This is a genomic window from Duncaniella sp. (genome assembly GCF_029056165.1).
Taxonomy (GTDB): domain Bacteria; phylum Bacteroidota; class Bacteroidia; order Bacteroidales; family Muribaculaceae; genus Duncaniella.
In genome coordinates this window covers 1-25,069 of record NZ_JAIDBW010000024.1, presented here as the reverse complement: position 1 = coordinate 25,069, position 25,069 = coordinate 1, and the positions used below count along the sequence as shown (strand labels likewise).

Sequence of the window (25,069 nt, the reverse complement as noted above, 5' to 3'; positions counted from 1 at the left end):
TGTTTTGATAATTAAGGATTTTATTCGCGGAGAGAGGTATGGATCGGAATCGTCTGCCGATATCGTCCGGAAGCCGGGCGACAAACTGCAGCGGGCCATGCGGATCAGCGTTTACCGAGACGCAGTGGCGGGAGCGACGCCGCGTTGGGCGACCGTATGCGAAGAATCCTTGATATTGTCGGAGCAATTACGCGGGCATCCACGGGACCCTCTATCTTGGCGGGTGCAACGGATGGTGCGAGTATATAGACGGGCGAGGTATTGGCAACATTCCTTATCACAGGAAGATGAGATCCACCCTCGCTTTCGGAAGAGCCGTCAGAGATTTCCCAACCGGGATTGACGGTAACGAGTATGTCACCGGCATGCTTTATGGATGTGTTGCGCTGAAGAGCCTGTGGATTTTCACCTGCACGGCGTTCAAACACATCATCAATAGTATATGCAGCTGTCACACCGCTCATTCTCGCAAGGAACTCGGCACTCTCCCGGCGTATGAGACGCTCGTCGAGATTACTTTCTTTCAGGAACTTGCGGTTGAGGAAAAAATATCCGTCATGGTAGCCGGTGACGTATTCGCCGTTGCCATGCAGGGCTATCAGATAGACGTTGAGCAGAGAGACGGCCCGTTTCGGCGAGAACTGTCCGGCGGGAATGTTCCATTTGTCCTCGTCGCGCTTGCTGCCCGACGGGCCGGGAGTTCCGGCAATGAAAATGACCGAGTTGGCCATGCCGGGATGCTTCTCGACAGCCTTGACTATGCTTGCGATGTCAGAATCGAGACGTAGATAGGCATCCATCGTCTCCACACGCGTGTCGGCTTCACGTCCGTAGGGGTAAGGACTGACATTGAAGCCGAGATTAAGCATATCGGTGACTCCGCGACCTCCGAGATTGAGCGAAGATATATAATCCACGCCGATCTGCGCCACCTCATGATTGCCGGGTGCAGAAGCCTTGAATGCTCTGTAACGGTTGGGGTCACGGGCGGGGAAATTATATCGGAAAGGGAAGAGTTTCTTATATTCGGGAAGATCAGGATAATCCTCAAGCGGAATCGAGGGTGTCCAGCTGATGGTGTCGAGACGCGACGAAAGCGTCACACCATAATTGTGCTTGGCAATGGCCGCGGGAACATCACGATAATACGTGGAGGTGCTCCACTTACCGTTAAATTCATTGAGCCAGAAACCACTGTTGCCGGCATGTCCCGCAAGCACTATGGCCACCTGTGCGTCAGGCGCGACGGAGTGAACGAGACCTATACCTCCGTCAGCAATACGGACCTCGTCGCCTATAGTCGATACTTTAAGTGCAGCCGGTGAGAATGTCTCGTCCGTAAAATTACCGATATTGGCCGGATCAAGGAGTATTGGATAGTCGGATCGAGTCTCCGAGTCCCACACTCGTGAGGCGGGAATACCGTTGACCGACGGAGCTGCACCTGTCACAAGCATGGCGGTAGCGGCTGTCGGGTCGATATCAGTCCCGTAGTCGATATCCTCGATGGTGACACCGTTGTTGATGAAACGGTTGAAGCCGTCCTTTCCGAAATTGTCGCGCAGAAGGTTCACATAATCGGCATCAAGTCCCTCAACAAAAATTCCGACCACGAGAGCGGGACGTGTGAGCACGTACTGACGGTCGGTATCCTTGCTTTTGCTGTCGGGGGCTGCTGCCGATGGACGAGCGGCAAATACAGGCGTAAACGCACCGATACCCATCGTCACAAGCGAGACAACGAGCACACTTGCCAGACGGGAACTTAACGGATGTGGTTTGCGTGATGACATCGGGCGTTTCTTTTGGTTAATATACATGACAAAGCCCGCACTCCGTCAGCCGCTATCAGCGGGATGAAGGCAGGATTGGGTGATTGCACTCCACAGACAAAGAGCACAAGGAGCACAATAAGCAATGCAAAGTTAAGCATTTGATAGGAAATCAACAACTTTTCCAACTTTTTTACCCACACGGCCACAACCGGGATGAAACAGAGCGGGTTGAGCCAAAGCAGAAGCCAGTTGGGCGACGTCGCTTCATGGACTGAAATGACCACGAGGAATACAATGACACATCCGGCCAAGCCCATGAGGAGGTAAAACAACGTATCGAAAATCATGCCACCTCTGCCGGCGGAACCACGCCTGAGCTGACAAACTGAGAAAACAATGGACAGGAGGAGCACTACGCAACTCCAGAACATAGGAGTCAGATACCACGGGGTCGGGCCGAGAACCGGGCTTGAATCCTCCGAGCCTGTCAGAATGACAGTACCGGAAACGGCGGGAAGACCATCATGACGTTTCGCGTCCGCCATCATCATCTCAAGTGCCTCCGGTGAAAAAGACACCTCACGCATGGTTATCGGACGGTCGATGCCGCTACCGAGAGCGAGATCGATGCCGAACTGATACCATGGATAGTTGACATGATAGTGACGCATGGCATTGCGGAAAGTCGAAGCAGCCTCTGCCGGAAGTCCAGAAGTGCCGAGGAGCAACGAATCGTCCATAGCCTTTTCAATGATGGCAAGGGGACGCGTCGCACAGTTGTCAAGCACATAATTGTAGCGATAGACGCGGTTCTCAGGGAGAAGATTCGTGTCGGTCAGACGGATTATCCGCTCTTTTTCCTCCGGGGTAAGGTTAAGTTCCTGTTCGACCACCATACGGCCTTCACGCGCATAGATCGCAAGAAAACGGTCAGTGGGAGCAGCTCCGGCCATATAATCTGTCTCACCCTTCACGAAACGATACACGAAATTCGGAGCTGCGAAATCAAAAAGCCCCCAGTTGACCACATAGTCGCCCCTCTGCGGAGTCTGAATCCGTAGGGCGGTGTGGCCTTCGAGCTGATATATGTCAGCACCGGCGCGTGCGGTCAACAGCGAGATCCTCACATCATCCATCTCTCCGGCTTCGGCTTTGGCTTGAAAGCCAAACACGACACAGAGCACAACGAGGACAATGCGTGCTGATATCTGTTTAATTCTGAACTGACTGAACATTATTATTCTAAAACAGTGGGGACGGACAGCGGAATATCATCCGAGCATTCCGGCTATGTCGTCAAGACTGACTATCGTAAAAATCACTTTGCCGTCAGGCGTACGTGCGGGGGTCGGGAGACGGAACAGATCACTGATAAGCTTATCCATCTCCGCCGACGAAAGTACCTGACCGCGCCTGATGGCACTACTGCCGGCCATCGAGAGGGCTATGCGCTCGTGGAGCGACGAAGCAAGATCCTCGCCGGTCTCGGTGACACACTCGATCATGCCGAGGAGGGTGTCACGCGGATTGACTCCGTTAAGGATCGAGGGGACACCGGTGATGCTCCATGAATTGTCGCCGAGAGGAGCTATGGCAAAGCCGAGTTCCTCCAGAGAGGAAGCGATATCCGTCAGGACTGCATTCTGAGCGGGAGACAATTCCAGCACCTCCGGGAACATGGTGTTCTGACACACCATTGATTTCTCCCGCACCTTTTCGAGATAGCTGTCGTAAAGGATGCGCTTATGGGCACGATGCTGATCGATGATCATCAGCCCGTCACGCGAGGAGGTAAGGATATATGAATTTTTCAGCTGCAAAGTAGCGTTAGCCGGAGCTTCGCTCTCCATCTGCAATTCGATCTCAGGCATGTTGACCTTACTCTCGACCATGGAGGCGTAACCGTCGTCACGCTTGCGCACGAAATCATCGTAGAGTTTCTCCCAGTCCTGAAAACGTTCGGAGGGACGGGAAAAGTTCATCGAGGAAGCAAAATCATCGCCATCTCCGTAATCCGCAACGGCCGAGAGGGACGACTGACGCGTAGCGCGTGTAGGTGGAGCGAAAGGATTGTAGTCATCGTCAAGCTCCACATCATGGTCAGCGGCACTGTCGGGGGAAAATACCGGAATCTCAGGCGCATCCTCGACATCGAAATCAATGGCAGGAGCTGCATTGAACCGTCCGAGTGACTCACGCACGGCGGCTGTCAGTATCTGCCATATAGCCTGCTCGTTCTCAAACTTGATCTCACTCTTGGTGGGATGTATGTTGACATCTATCGTCTCAGGATCGACGGTCAGATTTATGAAGTAATTAGGCTGGACGTCAGGAGTAATCAGACGTTCGTAGCACTGCATGATAGCCTTATGGAAATACGGATGACGCATGTTGCGGCCGTTGACCATCAGGTATTGCAGCTGATTTCTCTTTCGGGCATTCTCTGGCAGACCGATGAAGCCGTTGATACGGACAATGGACGTATCGGTGTCGAGCGGTATGATCTGTTTCTGGAGCGATTTGCCGAAAAGATCGGTGATGCGCTGTTTGAACGATGCACGCCGAAGCGAGTGGAGTGTCACATCATTGCTGATGAGGGTGAAATCCACCCCTATGTTGACCAGTGCAAGGCGTTCGAACTCACGCATGATATTGCTTAGCTCGACCGAATCCTTTTTCAGGAACTTACGGCGGGCAGGGACGTTGAAAAACAGATTTTTCACCATCAGGTTACTGCCCGGAGCACAGGCTTCCGGCTCCTGACTCTCAACTTTCGAGCCATTTATTATCAGACGTGTTCCGATGCTCTCTCCTTTGAGCATTGTACGGAGATCCACCTGTGCGATAGCCGCGATTGAGGCAAGAGCCTCACCACGGAATCCCATTGTGGAAAGCGAGAAGAGATCGTCAGCCTTACGGATCTTGGATGTGGCATGACGCTCGAAGGCCAGACGCGCATCCGTATCGCTCATGCCGCAACCGTTGTCGATCACCTGAATGAGCGTACGGCCTGCATCCTTGAGAATGATGGTTATGGAAGTCGCACCGGCATCAATGGAGTTTTCGACAAGCTCCTTGATGACTGATGCCGGACGCTGTATCACTTCACCCGCCGCAATCTGATTGGCCACAGAATCGGGAAGAAGACGTATGATGTCGCTCATGCGGCCACCTCCTTTCCTCTATTCAGACTGATCCTGTCAGGCAAAAGGCAAAGTTCGTCACGGAGATCCACCCCACTCTCTTCTACAGGAGAATCCGGAGCTTCGGCAGGCGTATCGGCTGCATCAGGCTCATCGATTGTTTCAGGAATCTCAACGCCGGATGGCGAGACTGCAAGACTATCCGTCGTCAAACGCAGGCTGTCATCAATCCGCTCAAGTGAGTCTGCAACATGAGGCTTAACCAGTTCATCCTCAATACCTGCGATGGAATCACCGGTCAGTGCGGCCCCCTTAGGGAGGGCATTGCGCGGATCAGGCGTAGGAGGCTGCTGGGGCTTAGGTTTGCCGAGCACCGTTCCGCGTACCGTGTAGGCTTCAGGATTCACCTTTGAGAAGAACTGCATTCCTTTCAGTCCATCCATCTCCGGCGGATAATCAAAAATTTCATCGGGCGACATCGGACGCAAAGGCTCGAACCAACGGAACTGATCGAGATAGTAGGACGAACGCTTGGCAAGGTACAGTGGGGTAGCCTTACCCGTTGTCTCCGGCCACATGACCAGATGTTCGACTTTATTATCTAAAAAGAAAGCATCCATATAGCTGCTCTCATTGAATATGAATTTGTTATAGGTGGAGTCATTCTCCATCGGGAACATGATCTGCTGCACATTACCCTCGACATAGAGCCGACGGATAGTTGAGTCGTTGAACCATGCGGTCATGTCAGCACCGGCGAGCTGATCGTAGCAGTCCTCACCTACATGCTGCGCCACCATACCTGATTCCGGCAGTCTGGCCCAGTCAGTGGTCGAGTCGTTGAAGTGAACGTAGATCACATTGCCGGCGATCTGGTTCTCGCCGTTCCAGATAATGGGATGATAGTACATATATATAATAGAGTCACGCTCCACGGAGCTGAGTGAGTCACACAAGCCCTGCAGGTCGCGGCGGAAGAAACGCACCCGGTGATAGACATTGGTGACTTTCGTAGAGTCGGGAAGCATGTATGCCTGAATGGTATCGCCGTGGAGATAGAGCGTATCGGCTTTGGAATACTCCATGCCGAGTGCGTTACCGGTGACGAAAGCCGAATCAGTCAGTTCATTGTAATATCCATAGTCACCTCGCAGTTCCGACTGTCTGACCGAATCGGTCAGCACCATATTGCCGAAAGCCTCGCCGAAGCCTTTCTCACGGTCATAGAAGAGTGTGTCACCGGTCAGATAGTTGCCCCGGCGTGTATGCACACGCGAACGGTTATAGAGATCCGCCAGTCCGAGGTTTGTGTCATAGAAACCCGATGAGGAATTGATCTCACCATCCTTGTTGACTATGAGCGTAGGACACATCAGCTGTGCGATCCTTGTGGCCGTATTGTAAGTGAGTGAGTCGGTGTACATCCTCAGCGTGTCATTCTCACGCGGACCTTCCAGATCAACATTGAGATAGAAGAACGCATCTTTTGTGGATGGATAGTAAAATCCCTGCAGTGAGCGGAGAGTGTTCTGCTTATCTGTGAGAGTACCGCCGGTCTCATAGTAGCCCACCTCGGCAGCCATGTCATAGAAAAACACGTCGGTCGTAAGCGACACGTCACGGTTGATAAGACGGACTCTGTTTCCGGGATAGGATCGGAGTTCGGCAAGCTCCTGAATGCCGTCATAGTACAGTTCGTCGCCATAGACAAACAGAGTGTCGCCCTGCTCCATGTGGACATTCAGATATGCGTCAAGCGACGATGTCGATTCGTTGAAACGCGCGCTGTCGCAGTACATGAACATATCGCCTTTGCGGAACAGGACATTACCGACCACAATCTGCACGCCGGAGTCACGGGCCTGATCAAACATCAGCCTGTCTGCCCGCTCAAGGAATACCTTACCCGGCTCATGGCGGTCAGCCGTGGGAATGGTCGGACGTATCACACTCTTGCGCGGCTGAGGCGCGCTTTTTGGTGCGGGAGTGTCCTTGTCGGCAGGAACCTGAGCAAGCATGGCCGGGAGGGTTATGAACGCTACGGCCAAGAGTGCGAGGATAGGTGATTTCTTCATGAAGTCAACAGGAAGCGAATATCGGATCGGGTATGTGTGTCAGTTTTTTCAGGGCCGGAAGGAGTACTTATTTGATCCAACCTTTGTTTTGGAACTCGCAGTCGCGCCAGCCATCCTCAATGCGGATATATGTATCCTTGATCTTCTTGGCGAGCCATGTTTCAAGGATCTCCTGACGGCGTGAGTTTTCATACATGTTCTTGACTAGCTGGAAGTCATCCGAGATATTGGCCTTATGGCCGGGGATACGGTTGGTGAGCTTCACCATAGCCACCACCTCATGATTTGTCTTGGGGTTGATCATGATGAAAGGCTTCGAAATCTCACCGGGCTCCATAGTGTCAACGAGTTTGGCCACTTCCTGCGGAAGCTCCGACATCTGGAAGCGTGTCGAGCCGGTGTTGTCGTTGACCATGTGACCCTTGTTGTAGCGGGTATCCTTATCCTGAGAGAGGAAAGTCACCGCCTCTTCAAAAGTCACCTTATCGTCAAGGATGTCCATACGGAGTGAGTCCATACGGTTGACAGCTTCCTCAAGATCCTTCTCGGCAACTTTCGGTTTCAGAAGTATATGGCGCACGTTGATGCGGTCACCGCGCTTCTCGATAAGCTGGATGATATGGAAGCCATACTCCGTCTCGACGATCTTAGATACCTTCTTGGGATCATTAAGGTTGAAAGCCACCGCCGAAAATTCAGGGACAAATTCCGCACGGCCACTGAAACCGAGTTCACCGCCGCGCGGCGCACTGCCGGGGTCTTCGGAGTAAAGGATAGCAAGCGTGGAGAAGGTACTCTCGCCCTTGTTGACCTGCTCGGTGAAATTACGCAGACGGGACTTGACATCCTCCACTGCCTCGCGGGGAATGGCGGGAGCTACCGTGAGGATCTGGGTTTCAACCTGAAGGGGGACCCAAGGCACACTGTCCTCCGGGATCTTTTCAAAGAAGCGGCGGATATCGGCGGGAGTCGATTTGATAGAGCCTGTGAGACTGCGCTGCACCTCCTGCACGCGCGCACGGTTACGCACCATCTCGCGGAGCGACTCGCGCATTTCCGGAATGGACTTGTTGAAGTACTGCTCAACCTTCTCCTTTGAACCGAGATTCATGATATAATTGTTGAGCGTAGCTTCCACCTGCTGAAACACCATTGCGTCAGGGATCTCCACAGTGTCCATATCGGCCTGATGGAGATAGAGCTTCTCAATGGCAAGTTGTTCGGGCACAACACAATAAGGATCGCCGGCGATGGGCACACGCTCATAGAGCATATTCTGATATGCCTCCTCGATCTCGGATTTCCATATAGGCTGGTCACCGACCACCCATGCAACTTCTTCGGCCACATTATCTGTTCCAGCCGACATATAGGCAGCTCCGGTTAGAAGGAGCACGCCCAGCAATATGATTGATTTGATTTTCACGCGCTTAAATGAATGATAAATGTAAGAAATGCGAATATCAGCCCCAAAGTTACTAAAAATTCTCCCAACCCTGTCAAAATCAACGCGATTTAAAGAAAATTTCACACTCTCCATCCACCGGAAGTGATCATGAGGTGCAAAAAGCCGCAAAGTCACGCCAATCTTAGGGCAATAAGGACCGCTAAAACTGACAACTTATCATTTTTATGGTAAAAAGTAAGGCTATCTGCAGGATTTTTGCTACTTTCGCTTGTTAAATATGTAAGTTCGGCTGCTACGTTCCTGCAAGCCGCTTTCTTTGTCATCATTTTTCAACTATTTTCCCCAACCGACACAATTCCTTCTAAGATGGAACATATCAAGGTAAAAATCATCAATGATTCCTCCAATCCCCTCCCCGCATACGAGACGCACTCGGCTGCCGGAATGGACGTGCGTGCCAAACTCGACTCTCCGGTGACACTCGGACCGCTCGAACGCGCCCTCATCCCCACCGGTCTGCGCATACAGCTTCCGCAAGGCTACGAGTGTCAGGTTCGTCCGCGCTCAGGTCTCGCGCTCAAACACGGTATCTCACTCGTCAACACTCCGGGCACAGTCGATGCCGACTACCGTGGTGAAATAGGAATCATCGTCATAAACCTCTCCAACGAGCCTTACACCATCACCGACGGCGAACGCATTGCCCAGCTCGTCATCAAGGAGTATGTCCACGTGAGCTGGGAACAGGTGACCCGTATCGACGAGACCGAACGCGGTGATCAAGGATTCGGACACACAGGTGTCAATTGAGAGACAGCATACCCCATCAAGCATAATGAAACAACTTCCCATCCTCATACTGACCATCATTGCCCTCGGCACGTTCTCGCTCATGGCCAAAGGCCGTGTGAAGGGGACTTCCGCTGAAGATGTCCGTAAAGCGGACTATATATACCTCGAAGCCCTGCGGGCAAAATCGCAGGACCAGCATGATGCCGCCTACTCCCTGCTGCAAAGAGCCCACGAACTCAATGCGGACGACAAGGATGTCGGGGCGGAGCTTTCGCTCTACCTTCTGCGCCTTTCGCAGACCGATTCCACCCTTATCGGCGAGGCTATGGACATGTTGCGCGACTACAACGAGGCCAATCCGTCGGATCTCTACAACGGTAGCCGTTACGCCATGCTCAACGAACAGTTGCTCAACCGAGGAGAGGCTGTCAGGACTTGGGAAAGACTTCACACATTTTACCCCGACCGGCTTGAGATCACCTACCGCTATGCCAACGCACTCGGCATGGGCGGTTCGGAGACTGACCGCGACCGTGCAATAGCCGTCTATGACTCCGTGGAGATAGCCGAAGGTATGAGCATCCCGCTCACCACCAAGAAAATCCAGCTATATTTCACCCGTCAGGACACGGCATCAATCCTATCGGAGGCTGACCGTCTGCGCGAATCATCACCAAAAACCGTGGAATATCAGGTGTTTTCCGGCGACATATACTCGATGTTCGGACGCAACGACGAAGCGAAAGCGTTCTATGACAAAGCCTGCGAGACAGATCCGTCCAGCGGACTCGCTTACTACTCCCGCGCACAGTTCTACAACACTCTTGGTGACAGCGCGGCTTTCAACCGCGAGGTGTTTCAGGCACTCCAGCAGAAAAGCCTCGACGTGGAGACCAAACTCGCAATACTCCGCTCCTACATTCAGGAGATGTACAATGACTCGACGCAAATCCCGCGCGTAGGGCAGCTGTTCAATGTGCTGATCGACCAACACCCCCATGAGCATGACATTCACTCGCTCTATGCGCGCTATCTTATCGTCACCAAGGACTATACCAAAGCCGCCGAGCAGACCGAACGGTCGCTCGACCTTGATCCCGCCGACGAAGAAGGCTGGGAAATGCTGACGTCGCTTTATCTTCAGGAAGATCAGCTCGACAAGGCGAAGGCTGCGATCAAACGCTCGTTCCGCTATTATCCGGAGAATGGCCGGCAGTATCTGGTGCTCGGATCAATCTACGACCAGAGCGGCGAACGCGAAAAAGCACCTAAAGAGTATGCGCGCGCCCTCGAACTCATCGACTCCACCGACATAAAGACGATCTCACGCATCTATGGCGCGATGGGCGATAATCTTTATGCCCGCGAACTCACCGACAGTGCCTTCACCCTCTACAAGAAAGCCCTCCTCTACGATCCGGAAAACTATATGGCTCTCAATAACTGTGCCTACTATCTCGCCTGTGAGGGACGCGATCTGGACGAGGCTCTTTCGATGATTGAGACCGCTACCGCAGCCGAACCGGAGAACGTCACATCGCTCGATACATACGCTTGGGTGCTCTTCAAACGCAAGGATTACGCAAAGGCACGCGAGATAATTGACCGCACTCTTGAGCTTTCCGACGAAAATTCAGCGGAAATACTCGAACACGCAGGCGACATATATTTCATGGACGGAGATCCTGACGGTGCACTCGAATTCTGGAAAGAGGCCCTGAAACTGACTCCTGACAACCAACTTCTCGAAAAGAAAGTCAAACATAAGACATATTTCTTCAAATGACAGAGACCCATCAGCGGCACATCCGCTTCACCCATATCTACGCCACGTTCATCATCGCGGTAATGGCTCTCCTGACCGCCGGATGTCACTCTTCCAGATCGGGAGTGGTGACCGGTGGCGGCTACAACATCCCTGATTCAGAGCCACTAAGCAAAAAGACTCTTGACGAGCTGTTTGTCAATCTTGAGAACAGCTACAGCGAATGGGACGGCGTGAAGATGCCTGTTACCCTCAACCTCATCAGCCCGAAAAACATGAGCATCGGCGGTACTCTGACAATGGAACGTGACCGCTCGGTCCATCTCTCATTCCGCTTCTTCGGCATGGAGGTAGCCTCGGTGATGGTTACTTCGGATAGTATCTACGCTGCATACAAGGTCGAGAAGATCTATTTCGCTGAAAGCATCAGCGATCTGCTCGGAGGTTTTCCGGCCACAGTCGGCAACGTGCAGGATCTGCTGCTCGGCCGTCCGTTCATGCTCGGTGAGAGCTCCATCAGCCGCGGGCTGTGTCAGTTAAGCGGGACAGGTGCGGCTTGGACCATAAGTCCCGACCGCAACCCGATGGGGATGAGTTATGATTTCACCATCGATACCCCGACCGGCAACGTAGAACTGCTCACTGTCAACCTGCCCTCACGTCAGCCGATCGTTGCCGACTATTCCGACTTCGCCATTTCCGAGACCGGACCAATGGCCGGAGTTACAGCGATCTCTGCCAAAAGCGGCAATACACGCTTCGCGGCAGAAATCACGCTCAATCCCCGGAAAGCCGAATGGGGCAAGGGTCTCGGAAAGACATGGTCAGTCCCCAAAGGTTACCGTCGGGTGCTTGCAGCCGATATTCTGAAAAAACTGAAAGTCGGATCGGCCAACTGATATGGCCATATCCCCGTCCGGACAATAATCTGAAACTCATCACATCATTAATCCACATTTCATACCCGAAAATATGTCAAAGTGCCTTGGATTCCGAATCCGCTGTATAGCCGCCATCCTGACGGCCATAATCATTGCGGTCTCGCCGTCCGATGCCGACGCACAGACCCGCAGAAAAAATACGGCTTCGCCCCAACGCACAACAAAGCAGACCACGAAGCGCACAAACTCAACCAAAACACCTGCGCGGACATTAGAGAGTGTGAAGAAGGATAAAAGCTCCACCGAGCGTCAGATTTCAGAGACCAGTACCCGCCTGCAGTCCAATGCCAAGGAGCTTAACCGACAGCTCAACCGGCTCAACTCGCTCAACGCCGACATCGAAGCCCGGCGGGAGGAGGCCGAAGGATTGCGCCGCCACATAGACTCCATCGGATCAGCCATAAACGTCACCGCCGACTCCATAAAGATTCTCGAAACCGAACTCGAACAGATGCGTCTGGCCTATTTCAAAGCTATGAAAGGACTTCAGCCACACGCAGGTGCGGCAAGCGATCTCTCATTCATCTTCTCGGCTGAAACCTTTGCGGAGGCTTACAGCCGCATCCGCTATCTGCGTCAGTTCTCGGCTTGGCGCGAACGCAAGGCCCGACAGGTGGAGGACGCCATCGACCGCATTGCCGAACGTCGTTCCCATCTCACGGCTCTCCGTCACAGTCAGGACAAGGCTTATCGTCGGGCCGAGGAGAACCGCCAGACACTGGCACGCGAACAGGAGCAGTCAGCCCAGATGGTCACGCAACTCCGCAAAGAGGACACTGCCCTGCGCCGTTCACTCGACGAGCAGAAGAAAAAAGCAGCTGCACTTGACCGTGAACTCGACCGGCTCATAGCTGCCGAACAGGCACGCATAGCCCGCGAGGAGGAAGCCGCCCGACGAAAAGCCGAAAAAGAATCGGCCCGCAACAGCCGACAGACGGCAACCACAGGAAAATCCACCTCGGTCACGGGCAAATCCAACTCCGGAAATGAAAGTCCCGCCACAGGTCCATCCGCCAGGGAAGTCGCCTCGGCCAACGCCCACACTCAGACCGCCGCCGCAACAAACGCAGCGGCACTCAGCGGGTCATTCGCCGCCAACAAGGGGCGACTACTCTTCCCGGTAACAGGAAAATATAAGGTGGTCCGTCGTTTCGGACGACAGCCCCACCCCACCCTGCCACACGTGGAAACAGAAAATTCAGGTATTGACATAGAAGTATCCTCCGGATCAGCAGCCCGCGCGGTGTTCGGAGGCAAAGTCTCAGCCATATTCAAGCAAGACGGGTTCAATTCCATCGTAATGATACGCCACGGCCAGTACATCACTATCTATGCCGGTCTGGATAATGTCAATGTTAAGCAGGGTGACAATGTCACCGCCGGCCAGTCAATCGGCAGAATACATTCCGATCCCGATGACGGAAACCGGACCATTCTCCACTTCGAGATACGCAACGAGCGTCAGAAACTCAACCCTTTGCTTTGGGTAAGATAAAAAACCTTAGCTATGGTAAAGCGTTATATATAGAAGTGGAATTAATATAAAAATTAGATATATGAAAACATTTGAAGAACTCGGCGTCAGCGAACCGCTGCGAAAGGCCGTGGAGGAACTTGGTTTTGAATACCCTATGCCCGTGCAGGAACGCGTGATCCCACGTCTGCTCGGTGATGCTCACGATATCATCGCACTCGCACAGACCGGTACAGGCAAGACTGCAGCATTCGGTCTGCCGGTGCTCCAGCGTATCAATCCTGACCTTAACAAACCGCAGGCCCTTATTCTCGCGCCGACGCGCGAACTCTGTCTCCAGATCGGCAGTGACCTTGCGGATTTCTCAAAATACGTTCCCGACGTAAAGGTGCTCCCTGTGTATGGAGGTTCAAGTATCGAAAGTCAGATCCGCTCGCTCAAGAAAGGCGTGCAGATCATTGTGGCAACTCCGGGCCGACTCATCGACCTCATCAAGCGAGGAGTCGTGAAGCTTGACGACGTCCACACCGTGGTGCTTGACGAAGCCGACGAGATGCTCAACATGGGCTTCCTCGATTCGCTCGAAGAGATCCTCTCATACGTCCCCGCCGAACGCAAGATGCTCCTCTTCTCGGCAACCATGCCGGCCGACATTGCCAAGATAGCCAAACGCTACATGAAGGACTATGAGGAAATAGTAGTCGGCACACGCAACGAGGGCGCACAGAACGTCCGCCACATATATTATATGGTAAATGCGCGCGACAAGTATCTCGCACTGAAACGTGTCGTCGATAATTCGCCTAATATCTACGCCATCATATTCTGCCGCACACGCCGCGACACTCAGGAGATCGCCGACAACCTTATCCGTGACGGCTACAACGCCGAAGCCCTTCACGGCGACCTCTCGCAGCAGCAGCGCGATATCGTGATGAAAAAATTCCGTGACCGCGTCGTCACCCTCCTCGTTGCCACCGACGTGGCTGCCCGCGGTCTTGATGTCGATGACCTCACCCATGTGATCAACTTCGGTCTGCCGGAAGACACCGCCGTCTATACCCACCGTTCAGGACGTACGGGACGTGCCGGCAAGTCAGGTGTCTCCATCGCCATCATCCACTCGCGCGAGAAGGGCAAACTGCGCGAGATCGAGCGCATCATCGGCAAGACTTTCGAGCGCAAGGACGTACCTACACCCGAACACATCATCGAAAAGCAGCTCTACAATCTCGCAGACCGTCTCGAACGTGTCAAGGTCAACGAGGAGGAGATCGCTCGTTATTTGCCCGGTATCTCCCGAAAACTCGAATGGCTTTCAGAGGAGGATCTGCTCAAACGCGTCATCTCACTCGAATTCAACCGTCTTCTCGACTACTACAAGGATGCGCCGAATATCGATTTCATCGATGCCAAACCTTCGAAAGCTGACCGCAAGGGACGCAAGGGCGAACACGAACGTCCGAAAAACGACAAGGAGAAGGATCGCCGCACCGCAGAGCGCGGCATGGAGCGCGTATATATCAACGTCGGTAAGCGCGACGGCTTCTTCGCCGGCAACCTCATCGATATGCTCAACAAACTTATTCCCGGCAAGCGTGTGGATGTGGGCCGTATAGATCTCCTGCCCGGCTATTCACTCTTTGATGTGAAGAAGTCCGATGCCCGCAAGGTCGTAGGCGCGCTAACCGGATCAGAATTCTACGGCAAGCGCATACATAGCGAGATCGCCGACGCAGACCGCGATTATTCGAAGATTGCCGAAAAACGAAAGAACAAGAAATAAACCATGACGATAAATCCGAGTCTTACATGTATGGACACAGGCTGTATAGTCCCGTTTGCTCCTTACATTAAGGACGGATATATCGCCATAAGCATTAACACCACAGACAATGAAAAAGCAACTACTGTCATTAACCCTTATGCTCGGTGCGCTCGGCGCATTCGGCCAGACCACGGCCGCCGACCTCTTTACGTCGGCACCGCAGAGCGTCTTTCCACTTCTTGACCACAACACCCGTCTTGATATGGTGGACTACTACCGCAACGGGATGAGTAATCCGTCGCAAAATCAGCTTGACGGTCGTTCCTCCATCACTGAGATGACCCCGGAATCACTCACCGTCAAGATGACGGATTCATCGGCGATGCAGATCGTGGATCTCAAAGGGAGCAATGGTGACGTAGTGGCTGTCATCAGCACTGTGGCAACTCCCGGACTCGACTCAACTATAAAGTTTTTCGATACGAACTGGAATCCACTCCCCACAGAGCAATATTTCACCAAACCAGATCTCAAGGGCTGGCTTACGGACAGCGGAAAACAGCACGAGATGGACATCGACATGCAAGTTCCCTTCATGCTGGCATCCTACAGGATAGATCCCACCACATCCACGCTCACCCTTACCAACAATCTCTCCCATTTCCTCGATAAGGAGATCTACGATGATCTGTCGGAATATTTCATCCCGACCCTTACCTACTCTTGGACAGGCAAAGGATTCAAGGCTGTGAAGTAACGGATTCCACTTCCACCCGGAAATTCAATACACAAAAGCAACTGTATCAAAATTCAATCGGTTGTAGGGCTTGCGTTCGTGCAGACTCTACAACCGATTTAATAATTCTGACTGAGCTACTTTTCAGGCTCTCATCTGCCGACAGGGGACTGCTGTCAGCCATATAAAAATCTGTCCTGTTCCAAGGATTTAGTCGATGAATCCGCGCAGGCGCAGATAAGTCTTCACCAGTTCGACATTCGCTTCCATCGGTAGCAGCGATGAATCGAGTGTCAGATCATAACTTTTGGCATCGCCCCAAGTCTTGTCAGTAAAGAAATTGTAATAGTCAGCCCTCCATTTATTGGTCTTTTTAGCCATAGCCTCAGCCTTGACGGCATCAATGGCATCATTGCGTCCGGTGATGCGTTTCACACACTCTTCCATGGGAGCATGGACGAAGATATTGAAACAGCGCGGATGATTGCGCAGTATGTAATCCGCACTTCGACCAACGACCACAAACGACTTTTCCTGCGCGGTGTGCTGGAGGAAATCACTTATACTTTTGTAAAGGCCGTCGTCCGTTATGGATGATGCGCCGGTGTAGTAACACATCGGTGTTACACCCATCGAGAAGCTGAAGAGGCCCTGAAGAAATGTAGGGAAACGCTCGTCCTTTTTCTCAAAGAAATCCGGATTCACTCCGGCATGTTTGGCCGACTCGACGAGGAGTTCCTTGTCATAGTAGGCAATTCCGAGCGACTCGGCCAGAGCCTTTGCAAGCACACGGCCGCCGCTGCCGAACTGGCGTCCGACGGTGATCACGAAGGGGGGACGTTCACCGTGAACGGTGGATGTCGGGTTATCGTCGTTTTTCATTGGTGACTATAGTTCAATGTATTACTCTTATGATAGGAATATAATTTGGAGGAAAGATGAACGCCGGGATCACACTTTCACGGTGTAAATGTAGTGAAAATTTTAATTCTTCGCCAATTTCGGACGTTAAACTTTTATCATTTCCCGGAATTGCCACATGACACCGACAAGTTTCATAAGTAAAATTTTGAAAGTTTAACCCTTAGTCTAATGGATTTTTGTTAACTTTGCGCTTGATAATTACGCATATTATAATCTGTAATCTATCTTACAGACATCGCATCAGAGATGCACGTCAGTGACATAAATAGGAAAATTATGAAATTTTGTTGAGGCTTACCCTACCCTGTTTCTACGGTAACGATGGCCTCGCAATCGAAATAACAAATACGCTCCAAACAGATATGGCAAAAGTAACAAAAGAAATGGCGCTGGACTACCACCGTTATCCGCGTCCCGGAAAAATCGAAGTAATTCCCACCAAGCCCTACGCAACTCAGGCTGATCTCGCTCTGGCCTATTCGCCCGGCGTAGCCTATCCCTGTCTTGAAATCAAGGATAATCCTGACGATGTATATAAATACACCGACAAGGGAAATCTTGTGGCCGTGATCTCCAACGGCACAGCCGTGCTTGGTCTCGGTAACATCGGAGCTCTTGCCGGCAAGCCTGTAATGGAGGGTAAGGGTCTCCTGTTCAAGATATTCGCCGGTCTCGACTGTTTCGATATCGAAGTAGATGAGACTGACCCCGACAAGTTCATCGAGATTGTCAAGGCCCTCGGCCCGACATTCGGCGGCATCAACCTTGAGGACATCAAGGCACCCGAATGCTTCAAGATCGAGGAACGCCTGAAAGCTGAAATGAACATCCCCGTGATGCACGACGACCAGCACGGAACCGCCATCATCTCAGCCGCAGCCCTCCTCAACGCCATCGAGATCCAAGGAAAAAAGATCGAGGATGTGCGTCTCGTGGTCAATGGTGCGGGTGCTGCAGCCGTGTCATGTACCAAACTCTACTGCGCCCTCGGCGTGAAGAAGGAAAACGTGGTGATGTGTGACAGTAAGGGTGTCATCTCCACCAGCCGTACCGACCTCAACCCGCAGAAAGCACAGTTTGCCACCTCGCGCCCCATCACCACTCTCGCCGAGGCCATGAAGGATGCCGATGTGTTCCTCGGTCTCTCGGTCAAGGATGTGGTTACCCCTGAGATGGTCAAGAGCATGGCACCGAAACCCATCGTGTTTGCCCTCGCCAACCCTGATCCCGAAATCGCTTATGAGAAAGCCATCGCTGCCCGTCCCGACATCATCATGGGCACAGGCCGCTCTGACTATCCCAACCAGATCAACAATGTGCTCGGCTTCCCCTACATCTTCCGTGGCGCGCTTGACTGCGGAGCATCGGAGATCAACGAGACAATGAAGATATATGCTGTCCACGCTATCGCCGACCTCGCCAAGAAGCCTGTTCCCCCGGTCGTAAGTGCAGCCTACAACCGTTCGGATATCAAATTCGGACGTGAATACATCATCCCCACTCCCTTCGATCCCCGCCTCCTCACGTCGGTATCGCCCGCTGTGGCCCGTGGCGCGATGGACAGTGGTGTCGCACGCCGCCCCATCACTGACTGGGACGCATACGATGAGAAACTCCGTCAGCTCAAGGGCAATGACCGCAAGTTTACACGCCGCATCAACGAGGCTGCCCGCACCAACCCGAAGCGTGTTGTGTTCGGCGAAGCCAACACCGACAATATGCTCCGTGCCGCCGCCATCGCTGCTGCCGACGGACTCTGCATACCCATCCTGCTCGGCAACGAAGAGATGATCGAGAAGCGTGCCCAGCGTCTCGGACTCAACATCGAGGGTATCGAGATCGTCAATCTCCGCCACGACCGCGAAGCTCCGCGCCGCGAACGCTATGCAGCCATGCTTTCGACCAAGCGTCAGCGTCAGGGCGAGAACTTCGAAAGCGCGCTCGACAAGATGTTTGACCGCAACTACTTCGGCATGATGATGGTGGAGACCGGCGACGCGGACGCTTTCATTGCCGGCACACGCGCAGCCAACAACGACGTGGCCAATATTGCCCGCGAAGTTATCGGCACACGCGACGGATTCAAGAATTTCGCCTCAATGCACGTGCTCGAAACCACCAAGGGCACATTCTTCCTCGCTGACACGATGGTCAACGACACCGTGGATGAGGAAACCCTCATGGACATCACACGTCTTGCTCACGACGGAGTGAAATTCTTCGCCCACGATCCTGTCATGGCTCTCGTCTCCTACTCCAACTTCGGTTCAAGCTCCGAGAAAGAGCCTACGATGGTCCACAACGTTGTCAGCCGTCTGCACAAAGATCACCCCGAAATGATTGTCGATGGCGAGATGCAGGTCAACTATGCCCTCAACAAGCCCGTCCGCGACAAAGTCTATCCTTTCACCCGTCTCTACGGCAAGGAAGTCAACACCCTCGTGTTCCCCAACCTCAGTGCAGCCAATGCGGCTTACCGCATCATGCTTGAGATGGGTGTCGGCGAGTCGATCGGTCCGGTACAGATGGGACTCAAGAAACCTGTCCACTTCATCAATGTCGATGCCGATGTCCGCGACATCATCAACCTCATCGGTGTAGCCGGCCTCGACGCCGCAACAATGGAGGCGATGAATAAATAAAAAATAATCCTGACAGACAGCAGGACATCCTACAGCCTTGCCCGGTGAAGCGGAGCGGGAATAATCACCCGATCTACATCACCGGGCAAGGTATTTTTACACTCCCCTCACAAAAAAATCCTCCGATCCACCCCGATAGTTCCAAATTTTTCATAAGTTTGTAGATGTTTTATAAAAGCAGTAATCGACCTTGATCCAAGAACTATTTATCCGTCTCCGTAACATTACCGATAGGAAAAGGATAGGTAAGACTTCCAGTGCCACGCATACGGTTCTCCCAAGCCTGTTTAGCGAGGGTTCTTTGACACAATTCAATTGAATTAAGAAACTCTTAACATCCTATTGAACTGTATATCCTCTTTTTTAGTTAATTTTGTATCATCACTTTGTTAACAATTCTCTTTTGTTTCTTCAACACTTCGATTAATATGAAAAAGATATTTACGATCCTGCTCATGGCCATCGTTGGCCTGACAGTAGCTGCGAAAGGCAAGCCGCAGATTACATTTGATTCGACCTCACATGATTTCGGAACCATAAAGGAGAACGGCGGAAAGGTGACAGCCGTCTATAGTTTCACCAACACCGGTGACGAACCTCTGACAATCATCACCGTGACCAACGGTGGCTGTGGCTGCACCAAACCTGATTTTCCAAAAGCTCCTATAGCTCCGGGAGCGAAAGGCGACATAAAAGTCATATTTCAGCCCAAAGGACGCAAAGGTGAGTTCAATCGTTCTGTAAAAGTAAAGACCAATGCCGGTTCGGGTCGCAAAACCCTGACATTCAACGGTGTCATCATTCCCTAATCGATAGGTGTGATAGACCGGGGGCGATATGTCAAAATCAAGACACATAACTGCCTCCACGTCCTACCGCTACACCTCCCATTTTTGAAACGACAGAATGCGATTTTCATCCATATTTTCAGTTATAGCTCTCGGTCTCACGGCCTTCAGTGCGTCGGCAGAGGGCAGAGCCGTATGGCTCGAACAGAAACACGATTTCGGTGCTTTCGATGAAAGTATCGGAAAGGTGTTTTGTGATTTCCGTCTCGTCAACACCGGCGATGAGCCGATAGTCATACTCAATGCCCGTGCCAACTGCGGATGCACACGGCCGGAATATTCACGCGAACCGATTGCTCCCGGCGATACAGCCACAGTGCGCGTCGGCTTCGATCCGACAGGACGACCCGGCCGATTCATGAAGTATGTCAACGTAGATCTGGACGGCAAACCCACCCGCACGTCGCTCACTATTCAGGGAACGGTGATCGGGACGTCCAACACATTGAAATCGCGTTTCCCCGTGACGCTCGGTCCGATGAAACTCCGCTCGAAAATCATCCCTTACGGTGAGGTTCTGAAAGGTCATACAGGCGCACAATTCCTCGAAGGTTACAACGCATCGTCCGACACCCTCCGCCCCGTAGTAGCCGATCTCCCACCCTACATAAAAGTCCTTGTCGAGCCGGCCGTAGTGCCTCCCGGCGACGGATTTGTAATCTCAACCGTCCTCAATGCAAGCGAGATTGACAGTTGGGGAGTCGTTACAGACTCAATGACCGTGTCACCCTCCGCTTCCTATCCCGAAAAGATCACGGTCGAAACCGTAGCAATAATCGGAGAAGATTTTTCGGGTCTGACTCAAAAGCAGCGTGAAAATGCACCGAGAATCGACACGGATGTGACAGCCATAGATCTCGAACGCATCAGCCCATCGGCCGCTCCGGTCAAACGAAACCTCACTATCACCAACAAGGGCAAGAGTCCTCTGATGATCCGGCGTATAAGCTGTCCCGACAAGGCGGTGGATGTAAAGCTGAAAACCACCGAGATAAAACCGGGCAAAAGCACGAAAGCCGAAGTAACGGTTGACCCATCGAAAGTCGAAGGAGGAAAACTGCTGAATGCACGTATCAATATCGTTGCCAATGATCCCGATCATCCATCGACTATGGTGAGAGTCGTAGCAGAAGTCAAGTAAGCCTTCTCCCCTACCCGACATGACATGAAATGATACGAATTCATCCAAATGAAATAACTGAATATAATTCTATCGCATAACGAATACAGTTCCCGACAACTGACAATTATGAATTATGCAGCAAGAATTATGCATTATGAATTAACAAAGTCTTAACCCCATGGAACATATAGAAAACGATGAGCAGTTCGGCGGCCTGACCGTCAATCAGGGTGTGGCCCAGCCTCCGGTGGTGAATCCTTATCTGCGAGCGCGTCGCCGGCGTGTGCTCCCCTCTGCCGGCGAACTCGTCGAGGGAATACTGAAAGGCGACATAACCACACTCGCCCGTGCGGTCACGCTCGTCGAGAGCCTATCGCCCGATCATCAGGCCATAGCACAGGAAGTAATCGAAAAGTGTCTCCCACATTCCGGTAAGTCGCGCCGCATAGGCATCACCGGTGTGCCCGGAGCAGGAAAGAGCACTTCGATCGACGTGTTCGGTCTCCATGTGCTCCGCCGTGGAGGCAAACTGGCGGTACTCGCCATTGACCCGTCGAGCGAACGTACCAAGGGCAGTATCCTCGGCGACAAAACCCGTATGGAAAAACTCTCAGTACACCCCGATGCCTTCATCCGCCCCAGCCCCTCGGCAGGATCGCTCGGAGGCGTGGCCCGCAAGACGCGTGAGACCATCGTGCTTTGTGAAGCGGCGGGTTTTAACAATATATTCGTAGAGACGGTCGGCGTGGGTCAAAGCGAGACAGCCGTCCATTCGATGGTAGATTTCTTCCTCCTTATTCAGCTTGCAGGTACAGGCGATGAGCTTCAGGGTATCAAACGCGGCATCATGGAGATGGCCGACGGTATCGTCATCAACAAAGCCGACGGCGATAACATCCAGCGTGCACAGCTGGCACAGACGCAGTTCCGCAGCGCGCTTCACCTCTTCCCCCCGACGGCTTCGGGCTGGAGTCCGGAAGTTCTCACCTATTCGGGTTACTTCGAGCTTGGCATTCCGGAAGTATGGGATATGATTGACCGCTATTTCGCTTTTGTCGATGCCAACGGATATTTCGAGCGTAAGCGTAGCGAACAGGCCCGTTACTGGATGTATGAGACTATAGACGAGCAGCTCCGTGCCAATTTCTACAACAATCCTGAGATCGAGCGTATGCTTGCCGAACGCGAAGCCCGCGTCCTCAGCAACCGTCAGTCATCCTTCATCGCCGCCCGCGATATCCTCGACCAATATTTCGGCAACAAGCTCTAAGGCTGATTCCTTAAAACACTGATTTTCAAATCGAATACATCAAGAGTTAAAGTAGGTTAAATATCATGGTATTTAGCCTACTTTTTTTGCATGACCTTAATATTTTTCATAATATTACGCAAAATATTTAAAAACTCACGTTTATGAAAAAGATTTGGTTTATACTTTCAGCCATTACCATTTTTGTTCTAACATCTTGTTCACAGCAGACCGAAATACCGATTGCTGATGTTCTTACCGCAGACGAGCAGGCTAAGTATGATCTGATTTGCAAAAAGGTCATAGCTTCAGGCGGAAAAGTCAATGATAATGTTTCAGTTGAGAAAAAACGTGAGGTAATCGCCAAGGGAGTAGAATTCTGGGATGATTTCATCAATAATTATATTGGACAGGACTCTGTTGGACAACAATAATAGTTTCCCTATACTCAGTCAGAGAAAATCTAACCAATAAAAAGTGACGGCATGAGGAAAAGATGAATCCGGATCATCTTTCTCCATACCGTCACTTTTTATTAGATACATCGGTTCGAATATATCACCGGGCCAGATGAGCCGGGCGGAGGATGAAGGGCAGAGGCTCACGAAGCACAATCGACTTATCGTCCTTGACTTTGCGGAAAGCCTCGGCAGCCTCCTCAGGAGTCTGACACGTCGTCGTGCAGACATAGTAGAGCGGTTCGCGCGTATGGACGATGAATGCATCAGCATAGCCCGAAGCCTGAAGGCGCGCACGCATCTGACGGGCGTTGAACACCTGCTTGAACTGACCGACAACGACATTGTAGCGTTTGACCGTCTCGCGTGACGCACCGCCATCTTCCGTATAGCCTATATACTCTGTCCTCATGGGCAGGGAATCGTTGCCCGCTTTCAGTTCCGACATCTGGGCACTGTTGCGAATACGGGCATAGATGGTTGAATCAACACCCGACGATTCACGGCTTTTCGCCACGGCCACTTCGTAAGCCTCACGATAATTCTTTTCATTGGTCTTGCACCCAACTGCAAGCATTCCAAAGAGTGCAAGCAGCAGGGGCAGACTGTGCATGGTCGATATATTCTTCATAGTATGTAATCTTTTTTTAATTCTCGGATTCTTACTGGCCTACCACATGGTAACCGGCATCTTCAAGAGCCTTGCGGACAATGGCGATATGCTCGTTGTTGCGGGTCTCGACTTCAATACGGATCAGACAGCCGTTAATGGAAGTGAGATGCGAGTTGCGCTCATGAGTGACGGAGATGATATTGGCACCGTTCTCTCCGAGCACGTGGCACACACCTGACAGCTGTCCGGGTTGATCGGTGAGGTCAAGCGTCAGCGTACAGTTACGTCCGCTCTTCACAAGGCCACGTGTGATCACGCGGTTGAGGATGGTCACGTCGATATTACCGCCGGAAACCACACAGACAGTCTTTTTGCCCTTGATGGGCACTTTGTCAAACATCGCCGCCGCAACCGACACAGCTCCCGCACCCTCGGCCACGAGCTTCTGCTGCTCGATCAGGGCAAGGATGGCTGCCGCTATCTCGTCCTCGCTGACGGTGACGATCTCATCGACATACTTCGAACAGAAATCAAAGGTGTTGACTCCCGGTTCTTTCACGGCGATACCGTCGGCAATCGTCGCTACCTTTTCCAATCGCGTACGCTCTCCGTCCTTGATTGATCTGAACATCGAGGGTGCACCCTCGGCCTGCACACCATAGACCTTCACATCAGGTTTAAGCTGCTTGAGGGTGAAAGCTATGCCTGCGATAAGACCTCCGCCACCTATTGGGACAATAACGGCCTCGACATCGGGCATTTCCTCAAGGATTTCGAGGGCTATCGTGCCCTGTCCGGCTATGACCTTCAGATCATCGAACGGATGTATGAAAGTATAGTTATGCTCCTTCTGAAGTTCGACGGCTTTCTGATAGGCATCGTCATAGACACCGGGAACGAGACACACCTCCGCACCGAGTTTCTTCGTAGCCTCGATTTTCGAGATGGGCGCACCCGCCGGGAGACAGATGAGCGACTTTATGCCGTTGCGCGTAGCGGCGAGAGCAACACCCTGAGCATGATTACCTGCCGAACAGGCTATCACACCATGAGCCTTCTCCTCCGGAGTGAGCTGAGAGATTTTATAGTAAGCACCGCGCAGTTTGAATGCGCCCGTATGCTGAAGATTCTCCGGCTTTATATAGACCTCGGCGTCGGGGTTGATCTTGGGGACGCCTATGAGGCGCGGATGACGCGCTACGTCGCGGAGCACCTGAGCCGCGCGATAGACTTCTGAAATTTCCAATGTCTCTGCCATATCTGATCTTTGATTTTGCATTAAATGGATCTGACGCAAAATTAAGCAATCCCCGCCTATTCACCAAAATAAAATTC

At 52.3% G+C, this 25,069-nt stretch carries 19 protein-coding genes; 11 read left to right on the top strand and 8 right to left on the bottom strand.

Annotation, left to right across the window (positions count from 1 at the left end):
* Positions 1–104 precede the first annotated feature (104 nt).
* The 5 genes from K2G41_RS05390 to K2G41_RS05370 form a co-directional block, all read right to left on the bottom strand.
* The gene (locus K2G41_RS05390) at positions 105–1,820 is read right to left on the bottom strand and encodes an alkaline phosphatase family protein (RefSeq protein ID WP_300115966.1); all 1,716 of its coding nucleotides are present in this window, start codon (positions 1,818–1,820) and stop codon (positions 105–107) included.
* Positions 1,766–3,010: a DUF4105 domain-containing protein gene (locus tag K2G41_RS05385; protein WP_300115963.1), complete on the bottom strand. Its 1,245-nt coding sequence runs from the start codon at positions 3,008–3,010 to the stop codon at positions 1,766–1,768. The genes K2G41_RS05390 and K2G41_RS05385 overlap by 55 nt, the downstream gene beginning before the upstream one ends.
* 36 nt (positions 3,011–3,046) lie before the next feature.
* Complete coding sequence (gene mutL, locus K2G41_RS05380) at positions 3,047–4,939, bottom strand: DNA mismatch repair endonuclease MutL (protein WP_300115960.1); 1,893 nt, start codon at positions 4,937–4,939, stop codon at positions 3,047–3,049.
* Positions 4,936–6,993, bottom strand: a complete 2,058-nt coding sequence (locus K2G41_RS05375; RefSeq protein ID WP_300115952.1) for an OstA-like protein — start codon at positions 6,991–6,993, stop codon at positions 4,936–4,938. Before K2G41_RS05375 ends, mutL begins: the two co-directional genes overlap by 4 nt.
* Positions 6,994–7,060: 67 nt before the next feature.
* On the bottom strand, positions 7,061–8,419 hold the full coding sequence (locus K2G41_RS05370; RefSeq protein ID WP_300115940.1) for a peptidylprolyl isomerase: 1,359 nt from the start codon (positions 8,417–8,419) through the stop codon (positions 7,061–7,063).
* Positions 8,420–8,776: 357 nt separating this feature from the next.
* On the opposite strand from K2G41_RS05370, the gene dut reads away from it, so the two are divergent.
* The 6 genes from dut to K2G41_RS05340 all read left to right on the top strand — a co-directional run bounded on the left by dut (position 8,777) and on the right by K2G41_RS05340 (position 15,898).
* Positions 8,777–9,211: a dUTP diphosphatase gene (gene dut, locus K2G41_RS05365; protein WP_300116200.1), complete on the top strand. Its 435-nt coding sequence runs from the start codon at positions 8,777–8,779 to the stop codon at positions 9,209–9,211.
* A 25-nt stretch (positions 9,212–9,236) separates the two neighbouring features.
* On the top strand, positions 9,237–10,979 hold the full coding sequence (locus K2G41_RS05360; protein ID WP_300115937.1) for a tetratricopeptide repeat protein: 1,743 nt from the start codon (positions 9,237–9,239) through the stop codon (positions 10,977–10,979).
* Complete coding sequence (locus tag K2G41_RS05355; protein WP_300115930.1) at positions 10,976–11,857, top strand: DUF4292 domain-containing protein; 882 nt, start codon at positions 10,976–10,978, stop codon at positions 11,855–11,857. The genes K2G41_RS05360 and K2G41_RS05355 overlap by 4 nt, the downstream gene beginning before the upstream one ends.
* 73 nt (positions 11,858–11,930) lie before the next feature.
* A complete protein-coding gene (locus K2G41_RS05350; protein WP_300115916.1) occupies positions 11,931–13,394 on the top strand; it encodes a peptidoglycan DD-metalloendopeptidase family protein in 1,464 nt (487 codons plus the stop codon).
* A 61-nt stretch (positions 13,395–13,455) separates the two neighbouring features.
* Positions 13,456–15,159: a DEAD/DEAH box helicase gene (locus tag K2G41_RS05345; protein ID WP_300115912.1), complete on the top strand. Its 1,704-nt coding sequence runs from the start codon at positions 13,456–13,458 to the stop codon at positions 15,157–15,159.
* 109 nt (positions 15,160–15,268) lie between these two features.
* Positions 15,269–15,898, top strand: coding sequence for a DUF3256 family protein (locus K2G41_RS05340; RefSeq protein WP_300115905.1), 630 nt, complete (start codon positions 15,269–15,271; stop codon positions 15,896–15,898).
* 189 nt (positions 15,899–16,087) lie between these two features.
* Here the strand turns inward: K2G41_RS05340 and K2G41_RS05335 are convergent, their stop codons facing one another.
* Positions 16,088–16,759 (bottom strand): cytidylate kinase-like family protein, encoded by a 672-nt coding sequence (locus K2G41_RS05335; RefSeq protein ID WP_300115893.1) that lies wholly within the window; start codon positions 16,757–16,759, stop codon positions 16,088–16,090.
* Between the two features lie 404 nt (positions 16,760–17,163).
* On the opposite strand from K2G41_RS05335, the gene K2G41_RS05330 reads away from it, so the two are divergent.
* The 5 genes from K2G41_RS05330 to K2G41_RS05310 all read left to right on the top strand — a co-directional run bounded on the left by K2G41_RS05330 (position 17,164) and on the right by K2G41_RS05310 (position 23,097).
* Positions 17,164–19,443 (top strand): NADP-dependent malic enzyme, encoded by a 2,280-nt coding sequence (locus tag K2G41_RS05330; protein WP_300115891.1) that lies wholly within the window; start codon positions 17,164–17,166, stop codon positions 19,441–19,443.
* 428 nt (positions 19,444–19,871) lie between these two features.
* Entirely contained in the window at positions 19,872–20,252 is a 381-nt protein-coding gene (locus tag K2G41_RS05325) for a DUF1573 domain-containing protein (protein WP_300115888.1), read from the top strand.
* A gap of 97 nt (positions 20,253–20,349) precedes the next feature.
* A complete protein-coding gene (locus tag K2G41_RS05320; protein ID WP_300115882.1) occupies positions 20,350–21,432 on the top strand; it encodes a DUF1573 domain-containing protein in 1,083 nt (360 codons plus the stop codon).
* Between the two features lie 160 nt (positions 21,433–21,592).
* Positions 21,593–22,684 (top strand): methylmalonyl Co-A mutase-associated GTPase MeaB, encoded by a 1,092-nt coding sequence (gene meaB, locus K2G41_RS05315; RefSeq protein WP_300115870.1) that lies wholly within the window; start codon positions 21,593–21,595, stop codon positions 22,682–22,684.
* A 143-nt stretch (positions 22,685–22,827) separates the two neighbouring features.
* Positions 22,828–23,097, top strand: a complete 270-nt coding sequence (locus tag K2G41_RS05310) for a hypothetical protein (protein WP_300115868.1) — start codon at positions 22,828–22,830, stop codon at positions 23,095–23,097.
* A 124-nt stretch (positions 23,098–23,221) separates the two neighbouring features.
* Here the strand turns inward: K2G41_RS05310 and K2G41_RS05305 are convergent, their stop codons facing one another.
* Together K2G41_RS05305 and ilvA are read right to left on the bottom strand one after the other, a co-directional pair.
* Complete coding sequence (locus K2G41_RS05305; protein ID WP_300115866.1) at positions 23,222–23,752, bottom strand: SPOR domain-containing protein; 531 nt, start codon at positions 23,750–23,752, stop codon at positions 23,222–23,224.
* A gap of 31 nt (positions 23,753–23,783) precedes the next feature.
* Positions 23,784–24,992, bottom strand: a complete 1,209-nt coding sequence (gene ilvA, locus K2G41_RS05300) for a threonine ammonia-lyase (RefSeq protein ID WP_300115860.1) — start codon at positions 24,990–24,992, stop codon at positions 23,784–23,786.
* Between the last annotated feature and the right edge of the window lie 77 nt (positions 24,993–25,069).